At 49.6% G+C, this 12,616-nt stretch carries 9 protein-coding genes; 4 read left to right on the plus strand and 5 right to left on the minus strand.

Annotation, left to right across the window (positions count from 1 at the left end; translation table 11 throughout):
• Nucleotides 1–9: 9 nt before the first annotated feature.
• The 4 genes from lepB (C7382_RS04920) to dgt all read right to left on the minus strand — a co-directional run bounded on the left by lepB (C7382_RS04920) (nucleotide 10) and on the right by dgt (nucleotide 4,165).
• A complete protein-coding gene (lepB, locus tag C7382_RS04920; RefSeq protein ID WP_243405659.1) occupies nucleotides 10–585 on the minus strand; it encodes a signal peptidase I in 576 nt (191 codons plus the stop codon).
• 40 nt (nucleotides 586–625) lie between these two features.
• The gene (gene lepB / locus C7382_RS04925) at nucleotides 626–2,029 is read right to left on the minus strand and encodes a signal peptidase I (RefSeq protein WP_116679205.1); all 1,404 of its coding nucleotides are present in this window, start codon (nucleotides 2,027–2,029) and stop codon (nucleotides 626–628) included.
• Nucleotides 2,026–2,760, minus strand: a complete 735-nt coding sequence (locus C7382_RS04930) for a 4-hydroxy-tetrahydrodipicolinate reductase (RefSeq protein WP_116679206.1) — start codon at nucleotides 2,758–2,760, stop codon at nucleotides 2,026–2,028. The genes lepB (C7382_RS04925) and C7382_RS04930 overlap by 4 nt, the downstream gene beginning before the upstream one ends.
• A 61-nt stretch (nucleotides 2,761–2,821) precedes the next feature.
• Nucleotides 2,822–4,165, minus strand: coding sequence for a dGTP triphosphohydrolase (dgt, locus tag C7382_RS04935; RefSeq protein ID WP_116679207.1), 1,344 nt, complete (start codon nucleotides 4,163–4,165; stop codon nucleotides 2,822–2,824).
• Between the two features lie 635 nt (nucleotides 4,166–4,800).
• Here dgt and C7382_RS04945 point away from each other — a divergent pair.
• The 4 genes from C7382_RS04945 (at nucleotide 4,801) to C7382_RS04960 (ending at nucleotide 10,984) form a co-directional block, all read left to right on the plus strand.
• On the plus strand, nucleotides 4,801–5,160 hold the full coding sequence (locus C7382_RS04945; RefSeq protein ID WP_116679209.1) for a hypothetical protein: 360 nt from the start codon (nucleotides 4,801–4,803) through the stop codon (nucleotides 5,158–5,160).
• Nucleotides 5,161–5,386: 226 nt separating this feature from the next.
• Nucleotides 5,387–7,885 (plus strand): TonB-dependent receptor, encoded by a 2,499-nt coding sequence (locus C7382_RS04950; RefSeq protein WP_116679210.1) that lies wholly within the window; start codon nucleotides 5,387–5,389, stop codon nucleotides 7,883–7,885.
• A 543-nt stretch (nucleotides 7,886–8,428) separates the two neighbouring features.
• Nucleotides 8,429–9,169 (plus strand): DNA repair protein RecO, encoded by a 741-nt coding sequence (recO, locus tag C7382_RS04955; RefSeq protein WP_116679211.1) that lies wholly within the window; start codon nucleotides 8,429–8,431, stop codon nucleotides 9,167–9,169.
• A 66-nt stretch (nucleotides 9,170–9,235) separates the two neighbouring features.
• Nucleotides 9,236–10,984 (plus strand): phospho-sugar mutase, encoded by a 1,749-nt coding sequence (locus tag C7382_RS04960; RefSeq protein WP_116679212.1) that lies wholly within the window; start codon nucleotides 9,236–9,238, stop codon nucleotides 10,982–10,984.
• 1,120 nt (nucleotides 10,985–12,104) lie between these two features.
• Here C7382_RS04960 and C7382_RS04965 read toward each other — a convergent pair.
• Nucleotides 12,105–12,584 carry an ATPase gene (locus tag C7382_RS04965; protein WP_116679213.1) on the minus strand — a complete coding sequence of 160 codons (480 nt, stop codon included), beginning with the start codon at nucleotides 12,582–12,584 and terminating at the stop codon, nucleotides 12,105–12,107.
• Nucleotides 12,585–12,616: the final 32 nt, after the last annotated feature.

Raw genomic sequence — 12,616 nt, forward strand, 5'->3', positions numbered from 1 at the left:
CTCCCATATTTAGTTTGCACCCATCACCACCCCAACGATAGACTCGGCAGGGATGATACCCAGGTGACGCGAATCGGGACCACTCGCAGGATTGTCTGCCAAGAGCCAGTAGTAATCGCGACGGAAATGGAAGAAAACGGTTTCTGCTCCGTCACGATAAAGCTTACCTTGGTGGAAAGAGATTCCTTCCCCACCCTCTTGAGCAATGGCACCACGGCAGGGAACGAGCGACAAAGGAGTCAGTCGATAGGTGCGCCCGCTCCGAGGCACGACAAATGAATAGGCCTCTCGCGGGAGCAGAGAGGACGGGACTTCGAGCTTGCGACGGTTCACAAGGACACCATTTGGGGAGAGATCCAGCGAGTCACCAGGCAGTCCGATCAGTCGTGCCAGGTAATGCTGCGCGCTTCGCTCGCCCTTTTTCTGGTGTTTGATGACGACGACGTCACCTCTTTCGGGTGTGGCCTGTCGATTGATCCATAGGAGTTTTCCCGATTTATAGGTAGGCATCATTGCATCCCCCTGCACACGATAAGTAGTGACGAGGCAGAGACGAATAAGGATTGCCGACAGCACTACCAGCATCGGCAACCCTATGAAAAAAATTCTGTTCTTATGGCGCGAACTAATCTGCATTGACCGGTCGCATCATTCTTCCGAAACGGATCTTACCGCCAAACAAAGACTTGTCCTTGTCCTTATTCAGAGATAACCAGATGAAAACAGGTTTACCCACAATATGATCCTCTGGTACAAATCCCCAGTAACGACTATCTGCTGAGTTGTGACGATTGTCACCCATCATAAAATAGTAGTCCATTCGGAAAGTATAGGAGCTTGCCACTTGTCCGTTGATGAGGACAGTGCCATCAGGTTTTTCCTCTAGTTTATTGCCTTCAAAGTTGCAAATACAACGGCTGTAGAGCGCCAGATTGAGACGATTCAGGGGTACTGTCATGCCTTTTGCGGGAACAAGTATCGGACCATAGTTGTCACGCGTCCAACCCGTCTCGTAATCCAAAGGATAGAGCGGCCCCAGCGGCGTAGGCTCTACGACTGCTTTGACAAAAGAAGGCAGCGAAGGCAGCTTAGCGAGCATAGCCTTGGTCAGCGGCAAATGGTAGATAATCTGCGGCTTAGTAGAAGCTGAATCCAACAGACCGCTGCTTGCCGAAGCTGCAATTTCTTCGCTTTTGGCAGCACGTACGTCGTCGTAGCTGATACCCAACTCATCCACTTGGTCGATGGTAAGCTCGGACGTCATCTTCACCAGATAGTTCAGCTCCATGTTGCGCGGGTTCTTCTGCGCTTTTCCGTCTATGTAGATCTGATTGTCTCTTATGCTCAGCGTCTGCCCGGGAAGTGCCACACAGCGCTTCACGTAGTGGTCACGCCTGTCCACTGGACGGTACACGATCTCGCCATAAAAGTCCGGACGATTCCAAAGGTCCTCGCGACCGACAAGTTTCTTCCACGTATAATAGTCCGGATTGGGCTGCTTCACCGCTACGGTATCCCCTGCGGGGAAATTGAAGACCACCAAATCGCCCTCCTTTACCTGCCCGAATCCTTTGAGACGCTTGTACGGCAGTTGAGGCTTTTCCATGTAGGATTTGCCACCTATTACCGGCATCGTGTTATGTGTCAGCGGCATAGTCAGCGGCGTCATGGGCGAGCGAGGACCATAGGAGAGCTTGCTCACGAAGAGATAGTCACCAACGAGCAAAGTTTTCTCCAGCGAAGAAGTAGGGATGGCGAAGTTCTGAAAGAAAAAAGCGAAGATGAGAGTTACTGCCACAACACAGTAAATAATGTCCGCCACCCAACTACAGATCGTCCGCAGGGTTTTGTTGCGGATATTCTTATACCACCCCCATTTAATGATGTGGAGGAAGTAGTAATCGATGATCAAGGGCAGAAAAATCAACCAAAATGGCCCTGCCCACAGGCAGAACAGGAGGTATAGGAGTGAGAAGGCAACGCCTTTTACACGACGCCAAGGCGTCAAATCTTTCCAATGGAAGGTCATATCGTATTGTCTGTTGTATTGCTTATTAAGTCATTCATCGTCAAGAAACCACTGTGCTCGACTGCATATTCGGCTGCCAAAACCGCACCATGAGCAAATCCCTCGCGACCAAAAGCCTCGTGCCTGATCGTCAACCGATCCACCGGCGAGGTGTAAGATATGGTGTGCGTGCCCGGAACTTCACCCTCCCGCACTGCTGTGATAGGCAGTTCGTTCGTGGCCGGTTTCTCCGTCAGGCGCCATGCATCCAGAGCAGGCGTATTGGCTATCAACCCTTCGGCCAAGGTTATAGCCGTACCACTCGGAGCATCCAGCTTGTGCACGTGGTGAGTCTCCGTCAGATGAGGCCGATACTGCGGCTGCGTACTCATCAGACGGGCAAAAGCACGATTGAGAGCGAAGAAGAGATTGACCCCAATGCTGAAGTTCGAAGCCCAAAAGAGGGTTTTGCCCTCGCGGCGGCAACGCTCTTCCAGCACTGGCAGATGTTCCCCCCACCCCGTTGTTCCGCATACTACCGGCACAGAGCGGTCCATGCAACGACTGCAGTTGGCAAAAGCAGCCTCGGGACGCGTAAACTCGATGGCCACATCGGCCGAGCGGAACAGATCCGAGTCGAATCGATCCTCCTGACCGGCATCTATCGTCAGCACCACATCGTGGCCGCGCGCTACTGCGATACGCTCGATCACATGTCCCATCTTGCCGTAGCCTATCAGTACTATTTTCATCTTGTCGATACCTTAAAGGAAAGCCGACTACTGTCGGCACAAGGGTCAAAGATACACAGATTTAGCGCAAATTCATGCCCGTAATCTTTCGATAGAGATCGAGCGCATATATGTCCGTCATGCCGGATATATAGTCCAGTGTGCACTGTATTTTGCCATACAAGCTCTCCTCCCGCACATTGTACTGGGTGCTCACCCTACTCAGGAGGGTGCGGCTGTAGGCATGTTCGGGGTGCGTGAGAGCCTCCATCATACGATCGATGAGAGCTCCGAATATCTGATGTCCGGCCAGCTCTACGTCCACTACGTCACGCGCCACATATATTTTGCTGTAAGCCATGTCCGTACAAGCTCGGTAAGCATCGCGCAATCGCGTCTCCATCCGCCCTATCAGACTCCCTTTGAAGGTGCCGGCCAGGATCTCATCCTCGTTTTCGAGGAATACTCGCGTGCAGGTTTCTACCAGCGTATTGATCACCCGCGAACGCAGATAGGCTATTTGTTCATTGGCATCCGTGATATGCAAGAGTACAGCACGGATATGTAGCAATTCGTTCTTTGGACAAAAGGCAAGGAAAAGGCTTTCCGTCTCTGCATACGTTAGCAGGCGTAGTTTATAAGCATCCTCTATATCCATGATCTGATAGCAGATGTCATCGGCTGCTTCGACCAGATAGACGAGCGGATAGCGGGCATAGCGCAGAGGTGCATCGTTCAATCGTAGCATCCCCAACTCCTCGGCAATCATCCGGAAAGTATCTTCTTCTGTTGCAAAGAAGCCGAATTTACCTGCCCTACTTGCCAATTCACTACTATAAGGATACTTTACGATCGAAGCCACTGTGCTGTAAGTAAGAGCAAAACCTCCTTTGCGGCGGCCTTGAAACTGGTGCGTCAGCAATCGAAAAGCATTGGCATTGCCTTCGAAGTGCAGGAAGTCTTCCCAGCGACCACCCTCCTTGCGTACGGCTTCCTCCCACACTCGGCCTCTGCCCTCGCGGAAATAAGCCGAGATGGCACGCTCACCGCTGTGGCCGAAGGGAGGATTGCCCATATCGTGCGCCAGACAGGCAGCCGAGACAATGGCACTAATGGCACCCGACTCCCAAGGCAGATCGCCGTAGCGTGCTTTGAGTCCGCGACTGACATTATTGCCGAGCGAACGCCCCACACAACTCACTTCGAGACTGTGCGTCAGACGGTTATGTACGAATATATTGCCTGCGAGGGGGAATACTTGAGCTTTATTCTGTAAGCGACGGAAGGGAGAAGAAAAGACCATACGGTCGTAATCTCGCTCGAAGTCGGTTCTTTCCCATGGCTGTGCCGATTCATTCGGGCGGTGGTAGTCCTCCATCCCTACCCTTTTGTCAGAGAGCAATCGCTCCCAATGCATCATAGTCATCTGATCCAATCTGATTCTTCGTGAGACTAAAGGTAAGAAGAATCGGCATAATGCCCAGCATACTCGCCTGAAACTACTCAGTTATGCCCAGTCATCACTGACTACACAGAAAAGAGCAACGGGTCAACAGTTTTTTTAACTCTCGCCCAAGTATGGAGCATCACAAAGCGAAGTCCCATAAATTATGCGCTGAAAATCAGAAGAATATCGCGGCAGAAATCGGGAGAAAGGTGCGCCAAATCAAAATAGTTTTAGCGCCAAATTTTTCCGGAAATGGCGCCAAAAGGAAAAAATTCTGGCGCGTGTTTATTCGACAAATCACACATGAGGAAGATCATAACATATCTGTATACTTTTTGACACTATCCATGTGCAAGAGAGATTTTTGTCATCAGATTACATTGCTCTTGCATAGAGAATGCGACGTTTGACTACTAAGCCAAGATAATTAGAAAGCAGCGAAAATTTTTTTCTTTCAAGACTTTGTGGAAGAAAAAGAGGCTTTGATTGTACTCAAAAAGGAGTACCCAACAGTTGATTTCGGTGCCACGGGATTCCCTAATTATTGGGAAACTGCACCTCTATGGAAGTGAAAAAGAAGATCATAGGCTCAAAAAAACTACATTTGTAGCCGTATGAAAGAGAGACTGAACCAAACCATCCGCTATTTTCTGCCTATACTTTTCGCAGTATATGCCGGACTCGTCATCTCCTTCACTCACGTTCATATTATCAACGGTGTCATCATCGCCCACTCACACGTACAGTGGGGTGACAAGGAAAGCGATCCGCAGGACAATCCACATACCGATTCGGAATTGGTCCTCTACAATCAGCTCTCAGCCATCAGCACCGTTTCCTTAGAAGCTCCGACCATCGACTTGTCAGATCCTGAGCGGTCTGTCACTGTCTTTCCCTTCGTTTGCAACACAGTCGTTGCCCATCTGTCGGAAGCTATTACCTCCAATCTTCTTCGCGCTCCGCCGTTAGGCTGAAAAAACATTCCCCTTCTTTTTTCTTTGCCTCACCCTACAAATCTGTAGCGGGTAGGGTATAGGTGCATCTTCATGAGCTGCTGCGTTGTCATACAGCTCCGGAAGCAGTAATGATACCTATGTATATCCTGCCACAAGAGGCAGAAGCAAACTAATACTTAATCACTTACTCGGATCAGTAAGAGGTATACTCCTACATGCGATCCAACCTAACAAACAACTAAAAATGAAACATCTTCCTATTATCGGCTACATCATAGCCATTCTTTTTTCGAGCATGACAGCTTATGCTCAGCAGACGGGCGGCTCTGTAACGGGCACTGTCGTAGATAAAAGTTCCAAAGAACCTCTTGCCTTCGCTCAAGTATTTATCAAGGGTACTACGCTGGGTACATCTACCGATGCCAGCGGTAACTATACCATCAAGGGCGTGCCTGCGGGACAGCAGACAGTCGTGGCTCGTTATATGGGTTATGGCTCTTGCGAAGAACGCATCCATATAGAAAAAGGTAGCTCACGCCATGTGGATCTCTATCTTGCCGAAGAGACACTTTCACTCGATGGAGTAGTGGTATCTGCCAACAGAAGTGAAACCTTCCGCCGACAAGCACCTTCGCTCGTGACGGTGCTCTCACCGGAACTTTTCACCAAGACCAACTCCACCACACTGAGTCAAGGATTGAAGTTCCAACCCGGCCTTCGAGTAGAAGACAATTGCCAAAACTGTGGCTTTAACCAAGTGCGCATCAACGGATTAGAAGGAGCTTACTCGCAAATCCTCATCGACAGTCATCCCATATTCAGCTCCTTGGCAGGCGTGTATGGTCTGGAACAGCTTCCCGCCAATATGATAGAACGAGTGGAAGTGATACGTGGAGGCGGCTCAGCACTCTTCGGTTCTAATGCCGTGGGAGGCGTCATCAATGTAATTACCAAGGAACCACTACGTAATTCGGCAGAGATCAGCCATTCGACTATGACCTTCGACCATAACAAAGGGTGGGGGAGCTTCCAGAATACTACTCAGTTCAACGGCTCTATGCTGACGGAAGATCGTAAAGCCGGCGTCATGGTCTTCGGACAACACAACTACCGCCCGGGACAGGACATAGACGGCGACAGCTTCACGGAACTGCCCAATCTGCGTAACCGTTCGCTGGGATTCCGTTCCTACTACAAGACGGGCCTCTACAGCAAAGCCACTCTCGAATACCATAGCATGCAGGAGTATCGCCGCGGGGGCGACAGACTGGACAGACCTCCTTTCGAAGCTCAGATAGCAGAGTACCTACAGCACTATATCAACGGCGGTAGTCTGAAGTACGATCAGGCATTCAGTGGTGGCAAAGACTTCTTCAGCCTTTATACATCGGCACAGGATGTACAGCGCAGAAGCTATTACGGTGGCGGTGATTATACCCAAGAAATGCTGAACGCTTTGCTGGAAAGCGGCAGCATCACTTCTGATCAATACCAAAATGCATTCTCGGCTCTTACTGCCTATGGTACGACAAAGGGATTCGATTTTCAGGGAGGCGGTATGTATCGTCACACCTTCGGAGAGAACTGGGACTATACCGGTGGTGTGGAATATGTACATGGCAAGCTCGATGACCGCAGCGGATACCGCCCCAACATCATCGACCAACAGACTGCTACATGGAGCCAATACGACCAACTGGAGTATAAGACAGAGCAATTTAGCGCCTTGATAGGAGGACGATTCGACTATGTGCGACTATTCCAGAACGGAGAGCGCTACATAGATCCCCTCTTCATATTCAGTCCCCGTGCCAATCTGCGCTACAATCCGCACAGAGACCTCAGCTTCCGCCTCTCATATAGCGAGGGATTCCGCGCACCTCAGTACTTCGATGAAGACCTGCACGTAGAATTGGCCGGCGGTACGCCCATCAGTCGCATCCTGTCGCCCAATCTCAAAGAAGAGCGTTCGCGAAGCCTCAGTGCCTCATTCGATTGGTACCACCGTGGCGACAACTGGCAGTTCAACCTGATGGGAGAAACCTTTGCCACCTTTATCAGCAACCAATTCAAGCCTTCCGATACCGAACAAATCATTGACGGACAGGAATGGATCGTCCGCACCATCTATAATGACAAGGAAGGGGTATCGAAAGTGTACGGTATCAATCTGGAAGGTAGGATAGCTTATAACAAGACCTTCGACCTCCAACTCGGCGGTACTTGGCAACGCAGCCTCTATGGCAGTCCCTATACGCCCGTAGAAGCAGATGCCGAGACAGGACAGGCAGCCATAACGGTGAAAGACTACGTGCGCACTCCCAATCTGTATGGCTACTTTGTGGCTACCTATCGCCCCTCCGAGCACTCAGCCATCAACCTGTCGGGTACTTTCACCGGTAAGATGAACGTGGTACATGAAGCCTATGAGGGCGATATTCCTGCCGATCAGATAGGACCGGACGGAGCATTCGACTTTGTCCTGGACGGACAGGCATACAAGGGTTTGGCTCAGGGCTATGCCCAATTGGTCAAGACTCCTGCCTTTGCCGACATAGATATCAAGTTCAGTCATGACTTCCATTTGGGTTCTACCATGACAATAGAACTAAACGGTGGTGTCCATAATATCATCAACAGCTACCAAAAGGATCTCGACAAAGGCCCCGGACGTGCCTCTACCTATGTCTATGGTCCCATGCAGCCGCGACGGATCTTCTTGGGTACGAAGATTAGTTTCTAAGGGAACTCACTATCCTACACGTTGTACGTGTCACGAAGCATGAGTCGGTTGCTCTACCTTTCAACAGGTGAGCAACCGATTCTTTTATTATATGATTCCTTTTCAAAAAAGAAAAATAGATATAGGAAGAATAAAGTCGGTTAATACTGTGGATAATCTCTGTACGAGTAGGATTGAAGGAGTAGGGGATCAACAGGAAAAAAGCGGATATGAATAGGTTACAAACAGGTTATCGACTGTTATCGTCACTCAATATCAGTGAGATAACAGCAGAATGTGGATAAGTCAGATGGCCGAACAAATACCGGACTCTTTCCTACTCTTCGATTCTGTGGATAAACCTCGGCAAAAGTCGATAAGAACTTGTTGCTAACTTTTTGTGCATTTTCGGATGATGTTCTTATATGGCATTTGTTTCGGGATATGCAAGCAAATTGGCGAGTTTTTTTCATCTAATTATCAACAGGCTTATCGACAGCTCTTGTGGATAACCATTGTATCCGAACGATGAATAGACGATATTTGCAACAGACTTAGTATAGTATGCTCATCAATACAAAGGCCATCGTCTTACGTCACGCTGCTTATAACGACAGCTATAGTGTAGCCCAGCTCTTCGTGAGGGAGTGCGGTAGGGTGTCTTATCTGATAGCGCGGAGCCCTAAGCGTGCCAAAGGGGGTGGGGGAGTGCGCCTCTTGATGTCGCCACTGTACGAACTGGAGATAACGGCAGAGCATAAGCCGCATCGCGATCTGCACTTCATTCGGGAGGCAAAGCTGTGTGCCGGTAGGGCACGGATCCAATCCGATCCCGTGAAGAACAGTGTAGCGCTTTTCTTGGCTGAGTTCTTATATCTGACTCTTCGGCTACCGGAAGCAGATACAGAGGTGTATGACTTCATTGCCGACTCGATAAACAGGCTTGAATCAGCCGATTGCTCTGCAGCTAATTTCCATCTCGTTTTTCTCTATCGGCTGCTTTCTCCTATGGGACTCATACCGGATATGCAACTCGACGGACGACAGAGAAGCGAATGGTTCGACCCCGCAGACGGACGATTTGTATCCCACCCGCCTACACATGGCAAGGGTATTCCTCCGCAGGAAGCTGCCTATATGCCGTTATTCAGTCGGATCACCTATGATAATATGTGGGCTTTCCGACTCTCACGGCAAGAGCGTAGGCGAGTGTTAGACTATCTGGTGGATTATTATCGCTTCCATCTGCCCGGGTTTCCACAGCTCAAAACCCCCGATATCCTCTCTGCACTGTTTGATAAGTAGTATAAGGGGAGAGAGTAGGCGCGGAAAACTTATCTTTGTTCACAGTAGAATAATAGCAATATCATTATGGAATCAGACAAATTATTGGAACAAGTGCGTGCCAAAGCTCGGACGTGGCTTGGTTCGGGATATGATGCCTCCACACAAGAGGCCGTACGGGCCATGCTGGACAATGCAGACACGACGGAGTTGGTCGATGCTTTCTATCGCGATCTTGAGTTCGGTACGGGTGGCTTGCGCGGCATCATGGGTGCCGGTAGCAATCGCATGAATCGTTATACGGTGGCTGCTGCTACACAGGGACTCGCCAACTATCTCTTGCGAGAATTTGCCACGTTGCCGCAGATCAGCGTGGCTATCGGCTACGACTGTCGCAACAATAGTCGCTTCTTTGCCGATACGACAGCGGCGGTCTTCTCGGCCAACGGCATTCGTGTCTATCTATTCGAGGAGCTTCGTCCTACACCGGAAGTATCCTATGCCATCCGCAAGCTCGGATGCCAGAGCGGTGTAATGGTGACGGCTTCGCACAATCCCAAGGAATACAACGGCTACAAAGCCTATTGGGAAGATGGTGCGCAAATCATTGCTCCGCACGACCGCAATATCATTGCTGAGGTCAATAAGATTCGTTCGATAACCGATATTAAGTTCGAGGCCAATCCAGCTCTCATCCGGATGATAGGGGAGGATATAGACGCTCCCTTCATTGCCGACGTCAAGGCGCTCAGTCTCTCGCCCGAAAGTATCGCCCGCCATCGCGATATGAAGATCGTCTATACACCCATTCACGGTACGGGCGGTACCATCATACCCCGCGCATTGCAAGAATACGGCTTTGCCAACATTATACATGTCCCCGAACAGGATGTGACCAGCGGAGACTTCCCCACCGTTCATTCGCCCAATCCTGAAGAACCGGCGGCCTTGGCGATGGCTATAGCAAAAGCTGAAGAGACAGGTGCCGACCTCGTTTTGGCAAGCGATCCCGATGCCGACCGTATTGGTGTGGCTGCTCGCAACGATCGAGGAGAGATGGTGCTTATCAACGGGAACGAGATTTGCGCCATGCTTATCTATTATTCCATCATGCGTCGCAAGGAGCTGGGCGATCTGCAGGCTGATGACTACATCGTCAAGACCATTGTAACGACCGAATTGGTACGCGACATAGCCGATCGTGAACACGTAACCATGTACGATTGCTATACCGGCTTCAAATGGATAGCAGGCGTTATCCGTGAGAATGAGGGACGTCGTCGCTACATAGGTGGCGGAGAGGAGAGTTACGGCTTCCTCTGGGAGGACTTCGTTCGTGACAAGAGTTCGGTCTCGGCCTGTGCACTCTTCTGCGAAATGGCAGCTTGGGCTCGCGACAAGGGGCTTACCGTCTATCAGCTCATGCGCAGCATCTACCTTTCTTATGGTTTCTATCGCGAGAAAGGCGTCAGCGTCGTGCGCAAAGGCAAGTCCGGAGCGGAAGAGATCGAAGCGATGATGAAGCGCTATCGCGAGCATGCTCCCACCGTCTTGGGCGGCTCTGTTGTAAGCGAAGTGCTCGACTATGCCACGCTCGAAGGCAAGGATGTAGCCAATGGCGAGACCTTCACCCTCGACATGCCCACGACGAGCAATGTGCTCCAGTACAAGACCGAGGACGGCACCAAGGTATCAGTGCGTCCTTCCGGCACGGAGCCGAAGATCAAATTCTATATAGGTGTGCGCATCCCCGTCCAAAACGAAGAAGAATTGGACCGCGCCTACACCCTCGCCGACGATAAGATCGCCGCCATCCTCCGCGACCTCAACGTCTGATCTCCGTCCTCCCAATTCGCAGTCGGATAGGAAGTAAATGCTAATCATAAAAAGCATTTGCTTTCTACCCGATTTTATTATTATGTTGCACTTACTATAGGAAAATATAAGGCTTGGTACAAGAGGAACCTAGTTTGCATTTTGGAGGCCAGAGGAGTTACCTTTTTGTTACCTTTGTGTGTCGATTAGCGGTGTTACGATCAGTAAATAGTTGAATTTCAGTGTGCAAAAGCGAACAGAATCCAAAGAAATATGAAGTAAATGATGAAATGAAGGCAATGATGAATAGCAGACTTATGTGCGAGGGGGGGTACATCCCTTTCTTTTTAACACTTTTCTTTCGGTATGTAATGGTGTGGATTCCGGCTTTGGCCGAGATCCCTTATCTGTGATAGTCTCCCGGACAGTGAATAAAATGCGATAGAACTTCCCCGAAATTCTATCCAATAGCATCAAGTCCCCGTTGCGTTCAGGCACGAACGCAACGGGGACTTTTTGTTTTTGGCTCGTTCTCAAGCCTTTTGGGGAGATAAACTATATAAAGGTGAGTTCTAAACTTTATAAAGATCGGATGCAAAGATTATAATTATCAGAAACGATCTTTATAAAGATTGAATCTGAAGATTATAAAGTTCACCATCTAAATGGATAAAGATTGTTTTTCGACTCCTTGAATCACCTTTCCGGAATCGTTTTGACCACCGAACGACCTTCAAAAAGCGGCTTATTTGGACTGAATCTAAACAACCCTTCGGTGTTGAAAAGTTTTTTGGCACCTAACCTATTTGGCGATTGCATTGTTGTCCTAAAAGAGGATAAAGGAGGAGGGATAGAAGCTACGCGTACGCAGAGGCAAAAAACGCTGTTTTTGCGTTCGCGGATGTGTACGTAGAGAAAAAAAGAGGATATGCCGAGTGTATATTAAGAATAGTCGAATTCGGGGCTGCTTAGGTTTTGTATTTTGGTCTAAGATTATCAGCTTTGTTTGCTGCGGAAGAAATGATTCTAATATCAAAGCAAAGCCCCTCCTCGTGCTCGAGAAGGGGCTTGGGCCTTATTTGAAGCCGTGGGGCTTCCTCCTGTTTTAGAACTTAATTACAGGGATTCTGTGTGAGGAGCATTATGCGATTCCTACCATTGCGGGAACGCTACCGAAGATAAGGATGGCAACGAGGAGACCCAAGATAGCGTAAAGCTCGGGGAATACGGCCATCACCATCGTGGCACCGAATACGTTGTGACCACCACCGATAGCTTGGATACCGTTGGCACATACCTGAGCCTGACGAATGGCAGACATCAAACCTACTACACCGAGAGCAACACCGGCGAAGAAAATAGCCCAGCCGGCGAGCATGGTCAGAGCATTGGCAGCTACGAGCTGGGTAACAAGGTTAGAGGCCATGAAGAAGCCTACGAAACCGTAGAGACCCTGAGAACTGGGAAGAGCGCTAAGACCGATGTAGAGACCCAGAGAATCGGGGTTCTTCTTCATCGCACCAACGGTAGTGTTACCGCAGATAGTTACGCCAATGGCACTTCCGATACCGGTCAATGCAACCATCAATGCAATACCGAGATAAGCTAACATTTGTTCCATAATACTTTTTGTGTTGTTTAGTTGTTATGATT

It is taken from the genome of Porphyromonas loveana, assembly GCF_003096695.1.
Taxonomy (GTDB): Bacteria; Bacteroidota; Bacteroidia; order Bacteroidales; family Porphyromonadaceae; genus Porphyromonas; species Porphyromonas loveana.